This is a genomic window from Streptomyces sp. NPDC007896 (genome assembly GCF_042959425.1).
GTDB lineage: Bacteria > Actinomycetota > Actinomycetes > Streptomycetales > Streptomycetaceae > Streptomyces.
The window spans coordinates 308,133-324,985 of sequence record NZ_JBIBKX010000015.1; the positions used below are offsets into that span (position 1 = coordinate 308,133).

Genomic DNA, 16,853 nt, shown 5'->3' on the forward strand with positions numbered 1-16,853 from the left:
CCAGCGGCACGGTTGGCGGTACATCCCATGCGCCGCCGAGGATTGGAAAGGCCCGTGCTGCCTCAGGGAGAGCCAATGCGCCCTGGGCTCGGGGCGCACGTGGACGGGGACCGGGCAGGTGACGAATTCGTTCGTCCGGCGGATGAATCCCGCGTTTTGCGGGTGATTCTCTCTGTGGTGATGACAGGTGACAGATGGCAGACGACGGGTGAGAGGTGACAGGTGACGGATGACGATATCTGTCATCTGCTACCTGCTACCTGCTATCCGTCATCACCATCACCACGCGCGGCCCGCCTGCAGCAGCCGCTCCCGGACGACCGCCACGTGCGGGTTGTCCGACGCGCCCGGCCGCTGGGTGAGGTACCCGGTGTTGATGGGCGGTTCCTCGGGGGACAGCAGGGGCACCAGGGCACCGGAGGCCAGTGCGTCGAGGCACAGATAGCGGGGGAGCACGGTGATCCCGGCGCCCGCGACCACCGCGGCCAGCACGCCCCGCAGGTCGGGCACCGTGATCGAGGCCTGGCCGGTCAGCCGTACGCCGAACACGTGCCGCCAGTAGCGTCGGGCGATGGGTAGATCCTCGGCGTACGTCACCAGGGGTGCCCCGTGCAGCGCGGCGGGCCCCTCGGCCGCCACCCGGGCCGGGTCGATGCGCTCGGCCCACGACGGAGCGGCGACGAGCACGAACTCCTCGTCCATCAGCGGCACGGCGGTCAGGGTGCGGCCGCGCGGCCGGGTCGTGGCGATGACCAGGTCGAAGCGGCCGCCGCGCAGCCCGGCCAGCAGCTCGTCGGTGAGGCCGGGAGTGACGCGCAGACGTACGCCCTGTGCGGTCAGCGGCGCCAGCGCGGGCAGGACACGCGTGCACAGCAGCTCGGCCGGGCCTGCCAGATGCACCGGGTCCGGTGGCTGGTCGGCGCCGGCCCCGCGGCGGTCCGCGACCGCCGCGAGCGCGTCCAGGGGCGCCGCGACTTCCGCGGCGAGTTCGTCCGCCACCGCCGTGGGCACCACACCTCGTGGCTGCCGTTCGAACAGCTCCCGTCCCAGTTGCTCTTCCAGTGACCGCATCTGCGTCGTCACCGTCGGCTGGGACAGACCGAGCAGCCGCGCGGCGGCCGTGAACGACCCGGCGCGGTGCACGGCGAGGAAGGTGCGCAGCAGGGAGATGTCCAGGGGGGCCGTCGAGGTATCGGGTTCGCTATGGGGCACAGGGGTGAGCCTACGATTGGCCTATTTCGGAGTGCCCGCATTCCCGCCCGTGGCGGAGCCCGTCGTCACCGTCCTCTCCGCGGAGAACCCGCCCCAGGTGCCGTCCGGCAGCTTCGCCCTGATCCGCACCCGGTACGCGACCCCGGCCTCCCGTCCCACGTAGAAGCTGTAGGTGGCCCTGCCGCTGGGCGGTGTGCCGCCCCAGACGAGCGAGGTCGCCTGGCGGCCGTCCAGGTCGATCCGGTACTCGGTGATCACTCCGTCCGTCCGCGGCGGCAGCCAGGACAGGTCGAGGTAGTACGCCCCGTCCGTGCGGTGGGCGGTCGCGCGGAACCCGGTCGGCGCGGTGCCGCGGCCGTCGTCCGCGCCCGGCGCGGTGGTGAGCCGGACGGCGGCGCTCGCGGGGGAGAGGTTGTCCGCCGCGTCGCGGGCTCGCACGGTGAAGGCGTACGCGGTGCCGGGTCTCAGCCCGGTGACGACGGTCGCTGTTTGTCCGCCGCCCACGCTGTGGATCTTCGAGCCGCCCTGGTAGACGTCGTACGAGACCACGCCCCGGGAGTCCGTCGACGCCGACCACTCCAGCTGGGCCGCCCGGCTCCCGACCGCCCTGCCGTGCGGGTGTCCGGGGCGGGTCGGGGGTGTGCGGTCGGCGGCCACCTCGACCGGTGTGGTGGCGCGCACCGGCTCGCTGGGCGGTCCGGGGTTCCCGTCGGCGTTCAGCGCCCGGACCGTGAAGACGTACTTCGTGGACGGGACCAGTCTGGTGACGTCCACCATGTGTTCGTCGCCGGGCACCCGCTCGACGCGTGTGGTGCCGCGGTACACCTCGTAGCCGGTGACCTTCACGTCCCCCGAGACGCGGTTCCACATGACGTGCACGCTGGTTGCGCTGCCCGCCGTCGCGGTGACCCCCATCGGGGCCGGGGGCAGTCGCTCGCCCCCGGCGTCGGCTCCCGCACCTCCTCCGCACGCGGTGAGTATGAGCAGTGAGCCGCAGATCAACCCAAGGGAAACGCGTCGCACAGGCCTGCCTTCCCTCGACGGGATTGGTCTGTACCTATAAGACACGGATGGCGCGGCCACATCAAGGGGGCGGTGGCCGTTCGTCGGTCCGTCCTCGGGCTACGTATGCTGATGCCTGACGCGGTGTGAACTCACCCTCTTGACAGGGGAGTTCGTGCCCACGGCGCGGACCGCTGTCGTCGCTGATGCCGCGCCGGCGAGGGCGGTCGAGAGGCCCGGGTCGACCACGGCTCGGGCCCTCGGCCGCAATGCACCCGCCGAGGCCGTCCTGCACCCGCCGAGGCCCCCGCGCTCCCGCCGAGTCCGCCGTGCCCCCGCCGGGCCCGCTGTGCGCCGTCCGGCCCCTTCCGGGTGGACGCACCGTCAGAAACACGCCAAATTTTGCTAAGCGATCGTCAATGTCCCCCACGAGAGGGTCTCTTATCGTGCGTGTTCAGTCGCTGGCGCTGGCCGCGGCCGGCGTGGCCCTGCTCGCTCCCGCCCCGTTTTCCGCCGACCGTCCGACCCTGCCCGTGGCGGCGCGGGAGGGGAACGTGCGCGCCGCCGATCTGCTCGCCAAGGTCCGTGACTGCGTGCCCGTCTCGAAGGGGCGCTATCGCACCGACGCGGGCGCCCGCGCCGAGATTCCCGTCTGCGGGGCGCGGGGCGCGGTGTTCTGGAAGGCCGACATGGACATCGACTGCGACGGCCGCCCCGGCCTTGTGTGCAACGGGCGGACCGACCCGTCCTTCTCCGGGACCACCGCGTATCGGCAGTCCGACGGGCGGTACCTGAGCGCCGAGACCCTCCCGTACGTCGTCGTGCCCACACCCAGTGGTATCTGGGACTACCGCGCCCACGGCATCCGCGGCGGCTCGGTGGTCGCGGTGATCTACCAGGACCGGGTCCAGTACGCCGTGGTCGGTGACACCGGGCCGCGCGAAATCATCGGCGAGGCCTCGTACGCCAGCGCCAAGGCGCTCGGCATCCGCCCCGGCCCGCACGGCGGCGGGACGAGTTCCGGGGTCACCTACATCGCCTTCAAGAACTCCCGGGTGTCGCCCATCGAGGATCACAGGGCAGCCGTGACGGCAGGTGAGCGACTGGCCCGGGAGTTCGTGCGCGGCGGCTGAGCGGCCGCGGTGTCGGTTCCATCAGGGGCTCAAGGACGTCAGACCGCCGACCAGCCGTTGTCGACGGGCAGGATCGCGCCGTTGATGTTGCTCGCCGCGTCCGAGGCGAGGAACAGGATGGCGGCGGCCTGCTCCTCGGCTTCGGCCGCGGTGCCCACATTGCCCAGGTACGAGGCGAGGACCTGCGGGCCGAGGGCGTCGCGGTCGGCGTCCACGGTGATGGCGGTCTTCGTGCCGCCGGGGGCGATGGCGTTGGCCCGGATGCCCTTGTTGCGGTACGTCACGGCGAGGGACTTGGTGAGACCCGCGATGCCGTGCTTCGAAGCGGTGTACGCGGCGCCCGCGGCGCTGCCGCGCAGGCTCGCCTCGGAGGCGGTGTTCACGATGGCGCCCTTGCCCGCCTCCAGCATGTGCGGCAGCACCGCCCGGGTGAGCAGGAAGGGAGCGGTGAGGTTGACCCGGATGACCCGCTCCCACTCCGCGTCGCCGACCTCACCGACCGCCGACATGCGGTCCATGATCCCGGCGTTGTTGACCAGCACGTCCACCCCGCCGAACTGCTCCACGGCGGTCGCGGTCACCCGGTCGACCACCGCCTGCTCGCTCAGGTCGCCCGTCACGGCCACGGCGGTGCCGCCGGCCGCCGCTATCTCCTGGACGACCTTCTCGGCGCCCTCGGCGTTGAGGTCGGCCACGAGGACCCGGGCACCCTCCGTGGCGAAGGCCAGGGCGGTGGCCCGTCCGATTCCGGAGCCCGCTCCGGTGACGATGACGCTGCGGCCGGCCAGTCCAGTGGTGCTCATGACGTGCTCCCAGAAGTGCGTGCGTAGGGCGACGAGGTCGTCGCGCACACAGTACGACTTAATGTCTCTCAATGACATAAAGTCTGGGGCTGTTTTCGAGATCGTTAGAATCGCGGCAGCCCCGGGCGGCAGCCGCCCGTAGTCGAGTCGAGGAGTCGTCAGTGCCGGACGGCGCGATCACCGAACCACCTGGCCGGGGCGGCGGCCGTACGGGCCGGCCGCCGTTGACCGAGCAGCGCAAGGCCGAGATCCGGCTGGAGATCGCCCGCGCCGCGGTGGAACTGTTCGTCGCCCAAGGGGTGGCCGCGACCACAGGGGAGCAGATCGGGCAGGCCGTCGGGGTCACCGCGCGGACCGTGTGGCGTTACTTTCCGAGCAAGGAAAGCTGCGTGAGCCCGCTGTTCGCCGCCGGGATCGACGCGATAGCCGCCTCGCTGCGGGAATGGCGCTCCGGTCGGCCGCTCGAGGACGCCCTGGAGCGGGCGGCCACGACCGGCGACCCCGCGATGCCCCGACCGCACCTTCCCAAGATCCGGGCGCTGATGAGACTGACCCGGACCGAGCCGGGCCTGCGTGCCGTCTGGCTCCAGGCGCACGACGATGCCGAGCCTGCCTTCGCCCGTGCCCTTGCCGACCGGGCCGGCCTGCCCGCCGTCGACCTGCGCTCGGAGATCCAGGCCGCCATGCTCAACAGCGCTCTGCGCACGGCGGTCGAGCACTACGCGTGGCGCACGGACGAGGAGCAGCCCGACCCCGCGGTGGCGGAGGCCGAACTGGTGTCGACCGTGCGCGCGGCCCTAGCCATCGTTGCGGAAGGGCTCGCCTGAGGGCTGGGCCGGGCGCCGCTCGACCGCGGTCGGCGCCCGGCCGACGAGGCCTTCGTACGCCTGCACCCGCACCTTCCGGCCCCTGCTCTGAGACCTTCCGGCCCCTGCACCCGCACCTTCCGGCCCCCGCGCTGAGACCATCCGGCCCTCGCACCCGCACCTTCCGGCCCCTGCACTCACACCTTCTGGCGCCTGCTCACTCACGCCTTCCGGTAGGTGTACGCCTCCGTGGCCGCCGCCTCGACCGCCGCGAGGTCGGCTCCCGTCGAGGCCGTGACGACCGCGGCCACCGCGCCCTCGACGAAGGGCGCGTCCACCAGGCGGCTGTTGTCGGGGAGCTCGTCCCCCTCCGCCAGCAGGGCCTTCACGGTGAGGACCGCACTGCCCAGGTCGGTGAGCACGGCGACCCCGGCGCCGCGGTCCACCGAGGCAGCCGCCGCGGAGATCAGCTCGGCGCTGGTGCCGAGACCGCCGTCCACCGTGCCGCCGGCCGCGGCGACGGGAGCGGTCGTGTCCCCGCCCGCCAGTCGCGTCGCCAGCTCGGCCACCGAGACGGCGACGGCGGCGCTGTGGGAGACCAGCACGATGCCGACGAGGTTGCCCGTGCTGCCCGGGGATTCATTCATCGGAGGCCTCCAGCAGCGCGCCGATCAGCAGGGACGAAGACGTGGCACCCGGATCCTGGTGTCCGATGCTGCGCTCGCCCAGATAGCTGGCCCGGCCCTTGCGGGCCTGGAGCGGTGTCGTCGCGACGGCGCCCTCCTCGGCGGCCGTCTTCGCCGCGGCGAAGGACTCGGCGAGCGCGTCCACCGCGGGCACCAGCGCGTCGATCATGGTTTTGTCGCCGGGCGCGGCTCCGCCCAGCGCCATCACCGCGTCCACGCCCTCGCGCAACGCGTCCGTGAACTGTTCCTCGGTGACCTCCGTGGCGTCCCCCAGAGCCTTGCCCGTACGGCGGAGCAAGGTGCCGTACAAGGGCCCCGACGCGCCGCCGACCGTGGAGATCAGCCGGCGTCCGGCGAGGGTGAGAACGGCACCGGGGGTGTCCGGCGCCTCCTTCTCCAGCGAGACCACCACGGCGGTGAACCCGCGCTGCAGATTGCTGCCGTGGTCGGCGTCGCCGATCGGCGAGTCCAGAGCGGTGAGCCGCTCCGCCTCGCGGTCCACGGACGTGGCGATCGCCGTCATCCAACGGCGGAAGAACTCGGCGTCGAGCACAGAATCTCCTTGCGTGGTACGAACGTTGACCGGGCGGAACGGCGACATCATGCCGATGCCGCCGGGGTTCACACGCCCCAGCGCAACGCGGGCGTCTTCACCGGTGCGTCCCACAGCCGCAGCAGTTCCTCGTCCACCTGGCACAGCGTCACCGAGGCGCCCGCCATGTCCAGCGAGGTGACGTAGTTCCCGACCAGCGTGCGTGCCACGGGTACCCCGCGTTCGGTGAGCACCCGCTGCACCTCCGCGTGGAACCCGTACAGCTCCAGGAGCGGCGTCGCGCCCATGCCGTTGACCAGCAGAAGGACGGGATTGCGCGGGTTCAGATCCTCCAGGATCGCGTTCACCGAGAAGTCCGCGATCTCGTGCGAGGTCATCATCGCGCGCCGCTCGCGGCCCGGCTCGCCGTGGATGCCGACGCCGAGCTCCAGCTCCCCGGGCGGGAGGTCGAAGGTGGGGCTGCCCTTGGCCGGCGTGGTGCAGGCGCTCAGTGCGACACCGAAGCTGCGGGAGTTCTCGTTGACCTGCCGGGCCAGTGCCTGAACCCGCTCCAGCGGGGCGGCCTCCTCGGCCGCGGCGCCCGCGATCTTCTCCACGAACAGGGTCGCGCCGGTGCCGCGCCGCCCGGCGGTGTACAGACTGTCGGTGACGGCGACGTCGTCATTGACGAGGACCTTCGCCACCTGGATGCCCTCGTCCTCGGCGAGCTCGGCCGCCATGTCGAAGTTGAGCACGTCCCCCGTGTAGTTCTTCACGATGAACAGCACGCCCGCGCCGCTGTTCACGGCCGCCGCCGCGCGCAGCATCTGGTCCGGCACCGGTGAAGTGAAGACCTCGCCCGGACAGGCCGCCGACAGCATCCCGGGGCCCACGAAACCGCCGTGCAGCGGTTCGTGCCCCGACCCTCCACCGGAGACGAGTCCCACCCTGCCGGGCACCGGAGCGTCCCGCCGTACGATCACCCGGTTGTCCACATCCACCGTCAGCTCGGGGTGCGCGGCCGCCATACCCCGCAGCGCGTCCGCGACCACCGTCTCCGCCACGTTGATGAGCATCTTCACGGGTACCTCCTGGTGAGACTAACGGATGAGCCTCTGACCCCTATTTTCGCAGGTCAGACCACGTTGAGCTAGCAAATGATCTTGGCGGTCATGCGGATCGACCCGAGAAGCCTGCTCCGGGAAGTGTCGGCGCCGGGGATGCGGTGGTCATCTGTGCTGATGCGAGCGGAAACGTCTGCGGCTGTCCGGCTGCCGGGCGAAGCCCGCCCTCGGGGCGGACTGTGGAGACACTGTCCGACGGAGTGTTCATCGGAGGCGCGGAGGGCTCCGGCGCGACTGTAGTAAGCACTTAGTGTCTCGATCCCAGGCTCGGCGTGTTCCCCATTCCATGCGGGCCTGGTGGTGGAGAAGTCTGCTGCGGCCCGCTGAACCGAGCATCCCCGAAATTCTGGCTGGCTGCCAGATGTCGTGAAGGGGGTCGGAGGGCAGGGTGGCCGCAGCCCTCGGGGGTGCATCCGGTGGAGGGGATCGTCGCGCGGTGGAACTTCATCGGGCGCTCCCGGCAGGGCATCGAACAGGGCCGGAAGGACTGGATGGAGGGGACTCGCTTCGGCGAGGTCCGCGGCTACGGGGGCGCCTCACCGCACTGCAATGTGCAGGTGAAGGCGTCTGTGACCAGGTCTGATCAGACACGGACCATCAGGTCGTCATTGATGCCGATACCCGGCGGGGCGTTGTAGTCGGCCGGCCCCTGCCGGGCAACCGGCACGCTTCATCCGGAGGGCCCTAAGACTGGCACCGGCTTTGGTTGGCCGACGGCACCGGTCGCCACTGAACAGGGTGTCGATCTCGGCACGGATCCCTTCAGTCGGGGATCCTCGACGGGACACGAGCGTGTGTCCCCTTCGTGGGAACTGGCAGGTTCGGCACCGAACCCATGCTCGTGTCCCCTTTTCAACCGCAGAACGGACGCAGCCGTTCAACATCAGCGAGTGCGGACGGGGCCTACGGAGCCTCCGGAGCCTCCGGGGGCTGGGGGCTGCTCCCTCCGCACCCGCTCAGGCTCGGGATTCTCAGAGCTTCCCGCCGATCTCGCATGCCCGGCACGGCGGCCGGCCGCAGGTGCACTGCATGATGGCGTCGAGGACCTCACGATCGTGGTAAAGGCACTCGTCCTTGCAGGTGTGGCGTGGGATGAATCCCGCCGGGATCTCACCAGGCCACGGCTCGTGACCGTCCCGGCAGCGAGCGAACCGCTCGGGGTCGGTGGAGTGCAGGTCGTGCATGCCCGACCGCGCCTCGTCCTCCATTTCCCGCACTCGCTCCACCAGGCTCTTCAGCTCGGCGGCGATGCTGGAGTACCGGTCGGCGCCGGTCCTTACGTGTGCGGCCCGCAGTGCCATCGCTGCGTTGCCCAAAAACCGGCCGGCATCCTGAAGATCGGTCACGTGATGCAACTGAATGCCGTTCACGCCCCGGACCCATACGGCGTCCATGCTGCTCACTGATCCACCTTCCCGGCGTTCGCCTTGATTATCTTGCGAAACAGTATGCGCGGCGCCGGTGCGTCCGCATAGAAAAATCTGTCTGTTTAGCAAACTAAGGGTCTCGGCCGCACCCCGCCAGCAAATTCGGGGTGAGTCGGCTCACAGGCGACATGGGCTCGCAACAGGCACGACATAGCCGAAGGTCCATTGCCCACTCATGTGGTGGATCTTCGGCTGCATCTCCCAATGGATCTTCTGCTGATTTCTTGTTCGCCGCGTGTTATCGAGCCGGAATTGTCCGGATGCCTGTCAGCGATGCGCCGACCAGAGGCGTTGCCATGCTTGGGGCAACAGGGCCGTTCCGGCTCAATGTGCGTTATCCGGCGACCGTGTAGGAGCGTGCTCCCGTTCCGGCGAGTCCGCCGCCGTCGACGATCAGGTACTCCGGGCGGATGGGGCGTCCGTCGAACCAGCATTCCAGGATCTCCCGGGTGCCCGCGGCGTAGCGGGCCTGCGCCGAGAGGGTCGAACCGGACACGTGCGGGGTCATCGCCTCATGGGGCATGGTGCGCCAGGGATGGTCGGGCGGTGGCGGCTGCGGATACCAGACGTCACCGGCGTATCCGGCCAGTCGGCCGCTGTTGAGGGCCCGGACCACGGCGTCCTGGTCGACGATGAGCGCGCGTGCGGTGTTGACGATGTACGAACCGCGCTTCATGACTGCGATCAGGTCGTCGTCGAAGAGGTGGTACGTCTGCGGATGCAGCGGGGTGTGGATCGACAGCACGTCGACCGAGGAGGCCAGCGAGCGGGCGTCGGGATGCCAGGTCAGCTCCAGTTCCTCCTCGACCTCCTTGGGCAGCCGGTGCACGTCGCTGTAGTGCAGGGTGACGTCGAACGGCTGGAGGCGGCGCAGTACAGCCTGGCCGATACGGCCGGAGCCCAGGACGCCGACGTTCATGCCTTCGAGGTCGTAGGCGCGCGAGACGCTGTCGGCGATGTTCCAGCCCTTCTTGGCGGTCACCCAGTCGTGGGCCGGCAGGTAGTTGTGCACCAGGGTGAGGATCTGCATGACGGCGTGCTCGGACACGCTGATGCTGTTGCTGTAGGTCACCTCCGCCACCGTCATGCCGTGGGCGATGGCGCTGGGCAGGTCGACGTGGTCCGACCCGATCCCCGCCGTGATCGCGAGTTTGAGCCGGGGAGCGGAGGCGATCCGCTCGGGGGTCAGATAGGCGGGCCAGAAGGGCTGGGAGATCACCACGTCGGCGTCGGGCAGCTCGCGGTCCAGGGTGGAGTGGGGTGCTTCCTTGTCGCTGGTGACGACGTAGGTGTCGCCTCGGTCCTCCAGGAACCGGCGTAGTCCCAGTTCTCCCGAGACGCAGCCGAGAAGCTGCCCCGGGGTGAAATCTATGGAGTGTGGAGTCGGCGTTGTCTGACCGCCCGGATATCCGGTGATGGCCGGAATCTCGTCGCGGGCGTAGTCGGGAGGATATCCGCCCACGGGGTCGGGATAGAGCACCGCAAGGATCTTTGCCATGGCCGTCCTCCATCGGTGGGGCCTCCGCACCGGCTGAACCGGCCGGATACCGATGATCTTGAATTTTAGTTGAGCATGCGCCGACGCTGCAATCCCCGCAGATATCATGGGGGTGCGCCAGTGGATAAGGATGCGGATATTCGATGGGGTCTGCACCGGGAGTTGGGGCGCCGGGAGTTGAGGCGACAGAGCGTACCGATCCGTATTCGGTGCGGAGGGTTCTGATCCGGCGAACGAATCCGGGCCCGAGAGGGAATCTCGAGAGCCTACATACGTCTCCGGTAGCGAGCCCGAGCCGAGCCCGAGCCAGGAGGCGATCCCGCGCCGTCACGCGAGCCGTTCCGCTCCCGTCTGCGCAAGGGCGTCAGCCCTGGCCCGGCGAGTGCGGCTCACCGCGCGGCATGGCCGCGCCCGCCAGTACGGCTGGTGGGTCCGGTGATCATCCTGCTCGCCGTCGGTGCTGCGGCCGCGGTCGGGGCAGTCGCACACTACGTACTCGACCAGTACGTGCAGTACAGACACCCGGGCCTGTTCCCGCGCGGCACGTGGCTGATCAGTATCACCGGTTCGTACGTGCTGGGCATTGTGATGGGCCTCGGCGCACGGCACGGGTTGCCGGAGCAGGCTGTGCACATTGACGGTGTCGGATTCTGCGGCGCATATACAACGTTCTCCACATTCAGTTACGAGTTGGTCCACCTGCGCGAGAAGGGACAGGTCAGAAGGTCCCTGCTGTACGGCACTTCAAGCCTCGTGGTGGGTCCGTCGGCGGCAGCGGCGGGGCTCTCCATCGGGTCGTTCTGAGAATGGACAGGTACAGCCGTCGGGGACTTGACACGTGGATTTACGAGACGTCTCCTTGAAGGTAAGAAACATGATGTGGCGCGCCTATCCGGGTACGCCGCACCCGCTCGGGTTGGCCAGCGTCCACCGACATCCGGAGGCTGCTGATGGCAACCTATGAATATCAATGCAGCCGCTGTGGGCCCTTCGATGTGAAGTTGGAAATCGGGACGGCGCCCAAGGCTTACGGTTGCCCTGTTTGCGCAGGCACTGCGAGACGTGTGTATTCCTCGCCCGGTCTCTCGCTGACCTCGAATGCGGTCGCCGCCCTCCATCTCTCGGAGGAGCAGGCGCGTGAGGCCCCGGCAGTGGTCTCCCAAGTGCCGCCACGCAGAAGGGTGCCACGGCACCCGCACCCCGCACTCTCGCGGCTGCCGCGTCTCTGAGGGCGGTGGTCGACAAGGCAGAACGTCTCATGCGGGTTTCGACATCGGAACACGACGTCGTTCCCGTAGCGGTGCGCGGAATTCGGAATCACGGAACGCGCGCCGGGAGCCGAATCGTATCCTCGGCAGGTGATCGGCGGCCCGGGCGTCACATGATTCCTCCCCCACGCGGACTTAGGAGGTGTGTCCCCGTGGGAAACGTGGGACTGCTCTTTGTCGGTGCGGTGCTCTTCATGAACGGATTGCTGCTGCTCGGGAAGGTCGATGCCAAGTCAGGAGCGGTGTTCAACCTTTTCGTAGGCGCACTGCAAGTACTGACGCCGACCTACCTCGTCTTCACCGCCAACGGCGACCCCATGAAGATCCTGGCGGCATCCGGCATCTACCTCTTCGGCTTCACCTACCTCTACGTAGGTATCGGCCTGCTCGCCGGTCTCGACAGCACCGGTGTCGGCTACTACTCGCTGTTTGTGGCAGTTGCCGCCCTGGGATACTCGTTCGTCAATTTCCGGCTCTTCAAGGACTACCCCTTCGGGGTCATCTGGCTCTACTGGGCCTACCTGTGGTTCCTGTTCTTCCTGCTGCTCGGTCTCAAGAAGGACAACCTCAAGATCTATACCGGTTGGGTCACGGCGATCGAAGGTTGGGTCACCGGCGTGATTCCCGCGGGGCTGCTGCTCTCCGGCTACTGGAAGCACCCCACCGAGACCGCCATCGCACTCGGGGTCTTCGGCGTCGTGGTGTTCGCGGGGCTGTGGCCGCGCACCCATAGAACGCCCCGCCCGACCTCAGCCGCCCCGCGGGCCGGAGGTGTGGGCGCACCGACGTGACCGGATCAAAAACGAGGAGTTCTCATGCCTGAAATTCTCTTCAGCGTGGACCACAGCAAGTCGATGCGCGACCAGGCCGTGCCCGGCCACAACAGGTGGCACCCGGACATCCCCACCGTCGCCATGGTGAAGCCAGGAGCGGAGTTCCGCATAGAGTGCCGCGACTGGACCGACTGCCAGGTCGGCAACAACGACACCGCCAACGACGTACGCGACATCGACCTGACCATCCCTCACATGCTCAGCGGTCCGATAGGCGTGGAGGGCGCCGAACCCGGCGACCTGCTCGTCGTCGACATCCTCGACCTCGGCCCCGTGCCGCAGCAGACCGGGGACGCGGCAGGACAGGGCTGGGGCTACACCGGCATCTTCGCCAAGGCCAACGGCGGAGGCTTCCTGACCGACTACTTCCCGGACGCCTACAAGGCGGTATGGGACTTCCACGGACAGCAGGCCGTCTCCCGCCACCTTCCCGGGATCCGCTTCACCGGAATCACCCACCCCGGGCTGTTCGGAACCGCCCCTTCCACCGAGATGCTCGCCCGCTGGAACTCCCGCGAGCAGGCGCTGATCGACACCGACCCGAACCGGGTCCCCCCGCTCGCCGTACCGCCGGACGTCACCAACGCACTCGCCGGCACGGCCACCGGAGACCTCGCACGGCGCATCGGCGAAGAAGGCGCACGCACGGTGCCGGCCCGCGAGAACGGAGGCAACCACGACATCAAGAACTTCACCCGGGGATCGAGAGTCTTCTACCCCGTACACGTCAAGGACGCGAAGCTCTCCGGAGGCGACCTGCACTTCAGCCAGGGCGACGGAGAGATCACCTTCTGCGGCGCCATCGAGATGGGCGGCTTCATCGACTTCCACGTCGACCTGATCAAGGGCGGCATGGAGACGTATGGCATCTCCACCAACCCCGTGTTCATTCCAGGCAACGTCGAGCCTAGGTACACAGAGTTCCTCACCTTCATCGGGATCTCCGTCGACCACGACACGGACACGAACTACTACCTGGACGCGACACTGGCCTACCGCCGGGCCTGCCTCAACGCCGTCGAGTACTTCAAGAAGTTCGGCTACAGCGGAGAGCAGGCCTACCTGCTGCTCGGCTCCTCCCCCATAGAGGGACGCATCAGCGGCATCGTCGACATCCCCAACGCCTGCTGCTCGCTGTACGTACCCACCGCCATGTTCGACTTCGACGTCCGGCCCACCGCCGCCGGTCCGATGAAGGCCGACCGCGGCAAGTGCGCGCTGTCCACAGCCTGAACCGGACGACGAGGGATGCTCGCCCTCACACAAGAGCGGCGACCCCACCCTCAACCAGTGGATCAAGGCGCGGGATACGCGAAAGCAGGTCTGCCGATCGACACATCAGGGGCGTCACCGAAACCTTCGGTGACGCCCCTTGGAGCACCCGTGTCGGGGCCCGGTGCTGCGCTTCACCTGATGGGGGTTCTCCCGGGGTCCGGCACCTGTTTGCTGCCCATGACCTGGCCCAGGACAAGCTCTACGGCCACATCAAGAAGGTCAAGAACCGGTCGAAGTTCCTGGAGTTCCGCTGGTACCTGCGCACCCTCCACCCAGCCGCCACGTTGACGACCAGCACCTACGAACCGTGGTCGCCGGGGCAAACGTCGCCTGATACAGCCTAGGTGGTCGTCGGTTCCTGGGCGGCCGTGACGACGGCTGCCAGGTCTGCGCCGGCTCGGAGCAGCGCCACAGACCGTGTGGCGATCTGGTCAAGACGCTGTTGCAGGATGCGTTGGGTCTCTCCCAGGCCGTCGAGTTGGTACAGGGAGCCCATGATCTCGCGCACTGCGGGAATGCCGTAACCGGTGCTGCGCAGGGCCGCAACGATTCGGGCCGCTCTGACGGCAGAAAGACCGTAGCGGCGTGCTTGCAGTGACGTCACTCGCTCAGGGGTGACAAGCCCTTCCTGCTCCCAGAACCGCAGCGTGGAGGGACGCACACTGAGCGCTCCGGCGAGCTCTGTGATCGTCATCGCGTCGCTCTCCTGCTCGAACTCGGGTGTGTTCGCTTCGGCCTGGATCGCACGCAACGCTTGTTGAGCGCGCAGGGCCTCCTCTCGTTCCCGCGCGAGCCGAACATGGACCGTGTTGATCGCGGAGGCTGCCTCCGCGATCGTCTCTGCTCGCAGCTCCGCGAGCAACTGCCGGGCTGTGACAGGCCCAACAGCACCTGCGAGTCCTCGATAGGCGCGAAGGGCGTGCACATGCAGCGGTGTGTAGGAACGGTAACCGTTGCTCGATCGAGCGGCTGGGGGAATGACTCCCAGCCGCTCCAGGTCGCGAACCTGTTGCACCGAGTACCCCGACTCCATGGCCACATCGGCCGTTCGGAGCGGCACCCGTTGCGAACCACTCACCAGCTCGCCCATCAGCCAACCCCACATAAGCACTTGAAGGTGATGCTTGAACCATGAGTATGGAACAGATCATCGCGACCGTGCGAGGCTTCGCCGGCGCGCTCGTGGTTATCCCGGAGCCGGGCGGCGACTTCCCCGAGCTCGCATGGGGGGATGCGTTCTTCTACTACGCCCCCGACGGTCGGATGCCTCAGAACGTCCAGCCTTACGGAACGATCGTCATCAAGAACTACCCCGACGACGCCGCTTCCGACCTTGACCCTCCGGGCCGCTGGCGCGTGAACATCCACGCCGACCTCTCGACGTTCCGGGAGCTCACCGGGGAGGAGCCACGCAGCCTCACCCGACCTCGCGACTACGCAGCCGCCGACAGCGTGATGCCGCACCCGGTATACGGGGCACTCGGCTGGATCTCTGTCGTCAATCCTGGTGAGAGGACAACGGACACAGTCGTGCAGCTTCTACGCAGCGCCCACGACGCCGCTCGTGCCAGGTTCGCGCGGCGACACGAACTGGGAAGGTCTCTGGAGAATGACTGACACGGTTCCAGATCAAGCGGACTTGAGGCCGAACGTTGCGCAGGCAGCCCGGTACGGGGCGTTCACACGGCGCTGTCCCACACGAAGTCGGAGCGGTACTTCTTCCTGGACGACGCGGACCGGGAAGCGGTGCAGGCCAAGGGGCGTGCGCACAACCGGCTGGGGTTGGTGGTCCACCTGACGAGCCTGCGGTATCCGGGCCGGTTCATTCCGGACCCGCGGCAGGTGCCGACGGAGATCGTCGCGTACCTGGCCGAGTAGTTGGAGATCGCGGACCCGTCGAGTCTGAAGTCACCGGCGTCCGGAGCGAACGCGGCAATGTAGACCAGACCGGTGACGTTGGGCAGATCACCCGCCTCGGTGACGACCGCGCCACCGTATGAATGGCCGACCAGCACCACCAGGCCGTCGATCTGCTTGACCATCCCCCTGTGGTCACCGCACGCGGAACTCATCCCGTAAGCGGATGGCTCCCAACGTTCCCCGACTCCCGCCCGGGGTCGTACCCGAGGCCGACTTCCTCGGAGTTATACGAGAACAGGGCCGATGCTGAGACCTGTGAGGGCTACCGCCGAACGCTCGCCGCGCACCAGGACGCCCGTCCGGACAGCCGGGTGGATCCGGGCATCGCGAAGGCAGTTGAGCGGCAGACCCGCGCGGAACGAGCAGGACGGGAGGCCAGAACGGTGGGCCGTGGTGCCGGGTCCGGGGTCGCTGCGGTCCACGGCGTGAACGGGGTGGGGGACTGGCCCGAGAGGCAGCAGGCCCAGCGCCCGCTCCAACCAATCGCTGAACACAGAAGCGAAGTTGTCCACGACCGGAGCGTGTGGGCAGGTCGCCTGAACGGTGAGCAGCTCTCGCATGTCACGAGCCCAGTCCGTTGGACGTCCGGCCGATCCAGTCGTTTCTTGTCCGAGCGGGAAGCGAGGGCCGGAGCATGCGCGCGGCGGTGGACTTCGACGAGTGGGCCTCGCATGAGGCCTACCGCTCCACCGTTCGAGCACGCGGCAGGCCTGGCGTTGCCTGACCGACCGGCTTCTGCTCCTGCGCCTCGAACGCCGTGCCGCAGGAGCCGACCTGTCCGCCGTCGACACAGCAGACACTCCGAGGTCGTCGTGGAGTTCCTCGCGGACGCCGCGGTCGACGACGGCTGCAGTCGTACGGCACTGTCGGGCTCGACCCGGCTCGCGTAGTGTCCGCTGCCTCGCTTCGGAGTCTGACCTCCGACCGTACGACCGGGAAGTCATCGTCAACCGGTCGGCGCACGCAGGTTGGAGCACCCGGGACCGGGGGCTGCACGGCAGCCGCGGTCCCGGTTCAGCTCAATCGACAGCCCCTTCGGCCGGGGGGGAGACCGGCGAGGCCGTCATTCCTGCGGCGTCTGCCGGATCTTGGCAAGCGTCAGGACACCGCCGCCGATGCCCCATCCGGCATCGGCGACCTCCTCGACGAGTACGAGGGTGGTGGCCCGGGCGCGGTCGCCGAAGATCTCGGCGTACAGGTCGGTGGTGCGCGTGATGATCTGCTCCTTCTGCTCTGCGGTGAGGGCGCCGGCGGGGACCTTGAAGTTCGCGAATGGCATGGTGATCTCTCTTCGTGTGGGGGCACCGGAGCTGCTCACAACGAGCAGGAGGTCG

At 68.5% G+C, this 16,853-nt stretch carries 18 protein-coding genes and 3 pseudogenes; 10 read left to right on the forward strand and 11 right to left on the reverse strand.

Translation table 11 applies throughout. The features are described from left to right. Positions 1-279 precede the first annotated feature (279 nt). Together ACFZDJ_RS39610 and ACFZDJ_RS39615 are read right to left on the reverse strand one after the other, a co-directional pair. Positions 280-1,212 (reverse strand): LysR substrate-binding domain-containing protein, encoded by a 933-nt coding sequence (locus tag ACFZDJ_RS39610; protein ID WP_390931704.1) that lies wholly within the window; start codon positions 1,210-1,212, stop codon positions 280-282. A gap of 21 nt (positions 1,213-1,233) precedes the next feature. Further along, positions 1,234-2,082, reverse strand: coding sequence for a fibronectin type III domain-containing protein (locus ACFZDJ_RS39615; protein WP_391066372.1), 849 nt, complete (start codon positions 2,080-2,082; stop codon positions 1,234-1,236). 578 nt (positions 2,083-2,660) lie between these two features. On the opposite strand from ACFZDJ_RS39615, the gene ACFZDJ_RS39620 reads away from it, so the two are divergent. After that, on the forward strand, positions 2,661-3,347 hold the full coding sequence (locus tag ACFZDJ_RS39620) for a glycoside hydrolase family 75 protein (protein ID WP_390931708.1): 687 nt from the start codon (positions 2,661-2,663) through the stop codon (positions 3,345-3,347). 38 nt (positions 3,348-3,385) lie between these two features. Here ACFZDJ_RS39620 and ACFZDJ_RS39625 read toward each other — a convergent pair whose 3' ends face one another. Continuing rightward, a complete protein-coding gene (locus tag ACFZDJ_RS39625; protein ID WP_391066375.1) occupies positions 3,386-4,150 on the reverse strand; it encodes an SDR family NAD(P)-dependent oxidoreductase in 765 nt (254 codons plus the stop codon). 161 nt (positions 4,151-4,311) lie between these two features. Here ACFZDJ_RS39625 and ACFZDJ_RS39630 point away from each other — a divergent pair, with 161 nt between their 5' ends. Next, positions 4,312-4,977 carry a TetR family transcriptional regulator gene (locus ACFZDJ_RS39630; protein WP_391066378.1) on the forward strand — a complete coding sequence of 222 codons (666 nt, stop codon included), beginning with the start codon at positions 4,312-4,314 and terminating at the stop codon, positions 4,975-4,977. A gap of 200 nt (positions 4,978-5,177) precedes the next feature. On the opposite strand, the gene ACFZDJ_RS39635 is transcribed toward ACFZDJ_RS39630, so the two are convergent. The 3 genes from ACFZDJ_RS39635 to dhaK all read right to left on the reverse strand — a co-directional run bounded on the left by ACFZDJ_RS39635 (position 5,178) and on the right by dhaK (position 7,256). Beyond that, entirely contained in the window at positions 5,178-5,603 is a 426-nt protein-coding gene (locus ACFZDJ_RS39635; protein ID WP_384913207.1) for a PTS-dependent dihydroxyacetone kinase phosphotransferase subunit DhaM, read from the reverse strand. Then, positions 5,596-6,195, reverse strand: a complete 600-nt coding sequence (dhaL, locus tag ACFZDJ_RS39640) for a dihydroxyacetone kinase subunit DhaL (protein WP_391066381.1) — start codon at positions 6,193-6,195, stop codon at positions 5,596-5,598. The genes ACFZDJ_RS39635 and dhaL overlap by 8 nt, the downstream gene beginning before the upstream one ends. A gap of 68 nt (positions 6,196-6,263) precedes the next feature. Continuing rightward, positions 6,264-7,256 carry a dihydroxyacetone kinase subunit DhaK gene (gene dhaK, locus ACFZDJ_RS39645; protein ID WP_384913203.1) on the reverse strand — a complete coding sequence of 331 codons (993 nt, stop codon included), beginning with the start codon at positions 7,254-7,256 and terminating at the stop codon, positions 6,264-6,266. Positions 7,257-7,735: 479 nt separating this feature from the next. Between dhaK and ACFZDJ_RS39650 the strand changes: the two are divergent. Both ACFZDJ_RS39650 and ACFZDJ_RS39655 read left to right on the forward strand, forming a co-directional pair. Beyond that, positions 7,736-7,834: pseudogene (locus ACFZDJ_RS39650) on the forward strand (pirin family protein); the annotation flags it as partial. Between the two features lie 53 nt (positions 7,835-7,887). After that, a pseudogene (locus ACFZDJ_RS39655) lies at positions 7,888-7,965 on the forward strand (IS5/IS1182 family transposase); the annotation flags it as partial. 304 nt (positions 7,966-8,269) lie between these two features. On the opposite strand, the gene ACFZDJ_RS39660 reads toward ACFZDJ_RS39655, so the two are convergent. Next, positions 8,270-8,692 carry a hypothetical protein gene (locus ACFZDJ_RS39660; RefSeq protein WP_168516984.1) on the reverse strand — a complete coding sequence of 141 codons (423 nt, stop codon included), beginning with the start codon at positions 8,690-8,692 and terminating at the stop codon, positions 8,270-8,272. Between the two features lie 367 nt (positions 8,693-9,059). After that, entirely contained in the window at positions 9,060-10,223 is a 1,164-nt protein-coding gene (locus ACFZDJ_RS39665; RefSeq protein ID WP_391066384.1) for an NAD-dependent formate dehydrogenase, read from the reverse strand. Positions 10,224-10,658: 435 nt separating this feature from the next. On the opposite strand from ACFZDJ_RS39665, the gene ACFZDJ_RS39670 reads away from it, so the two are divergent. The 4 genes from ACFZDJ_RS39670 (at position 10,659) to fmdA (ending at position 13,557) form a co-directional block, all read left to right on the forward strand. Continuing rightward, positions 10,659-11,027: a CrcB family protein gene (locus ACFZDJ_RS39670; protein WP_391066387.1), complete on the forward strand. Its 369-nt coding sequence runs from the start codon at positions 10,659-10,661 to the stop codon at positions 11,025-11,027. Between the two features lie 146 nt (positions 11,028-11,173). Then, positions 11,174-11,452 carry an FmdB family zinc ribbon protein gene (locus ACFZDJ_RS39675; RefSeq protein ID WP_181649487.1) on the forward strand — a complete coding sequence of 93 codons (279 nt, stop codon included), beginning with the start codon at positions 11,174-11,176 and terminating at the stop codon, positions 11,450-11,452. A 191-nt stretch (positions 11,453-11,643) separates the two neighbouring features. Beyond that, entirely contained in the window at positions 11,644-12,282 is a 639-nt protein-coding gene (locus tag ACFZDJ_RS39680; RefSeq protein ID WP_391066390.1) for an AmiS/UreI family transporter, read from the forward strand. Between the two features lie 24 nt (positions 12,283-12,306). Then, positions 12,307-13,557 carry a formamidase gene (gene fmdA, locus ACFZDJ_RS39685; protein WP_384913192.1) on the forward strand — a complete coding sequence of 417 codons (1,251 nt, stop codon included), beginning with the start codon at positions 12,307-12,309 and terminating at the stop codon, positions 13,555-13,557. Between the two features lie 382 nt (positions 13,558-13,939). On the opposite strand, the gene ACFZDJ_RS39690 is transcribed toward fmdA, so the two are convergent. Continuing rightward, complete coding sequence (locus tag ACFZDJ_RS39690; RefSeq protein ID WP_390931721.1) at positions 13,940-14,689, reverse strand: MerR family transcriptional regulator; 750 nt, start codon at positions 14,687-14,689, stop codon at positions 13,940-13,942. A gap of 47 nt (positions 14,690-14,736) precedes the next feature. On the opposite strand from ACFZDJ_RS39690, the gene ACFZDJ_RS39695 reads away from it, so the two are divergent. Both ACFZDJ_RS39695 and ACFZDJ_RS39700 read left to right on the forward strand, forming a co-directional pair. Further along, the gene (locus ACFZDJ_RS39695) at positions 14,737-15,216 is read left to right on the forward strand and encodes a DUF6194 family protein (protein WP_391066491.1); all 480 of its coding nucleotides are present in this window, start codon (positions 14,737-14,739) and stop codon (positions 15,214-15,216) included. A 105-nt stretch (positions 15,217-15,321) separates the two neighbouring features. Continuing rightward, on the forward strand, positions 15,322-15,477 hold the full coding sequence (locus ACFZDJ_RS39700; protein ID WP_390931903.1) for a DUF4158 domain-containing protein: 156 nt from the start codon (positions 15,322-15,324) through the stop codon (positions 15,475-15,477). Between the two features lie 26 nt (positions 15,478-15,503). Here ACFZDJ_RS39700 and ACFZDJ_RS39705 read toward each other — a convergent pair. Together ACFZDJ_RS39705 and ACFZDJ_RS39710 are read right to left on the reverse strand one after the other, a co-directional pair. After that, positions 15,504-15,641, reverse strand: a pseudogene (locus ACFZDJ_RS39705) (alpha/beta hydrolase); the annotation flags it as partial. Positions 15,642-16,582: 941 nt separating this feature from the next. Then, on the reverse strand, positions 16,583-16,798 hold the full coding sequence (locus tag ACFZDJ_RS39710; protein ID WP_057602221.1) for a 4-oxalocrotonate tautomerase family protein: 216 nt from the start codon (positions 16,796-16,798) through the stop codon (positions 16,583-16,585). Positions 16,799-16,853 lie beyond the last annotated feature (55 nt).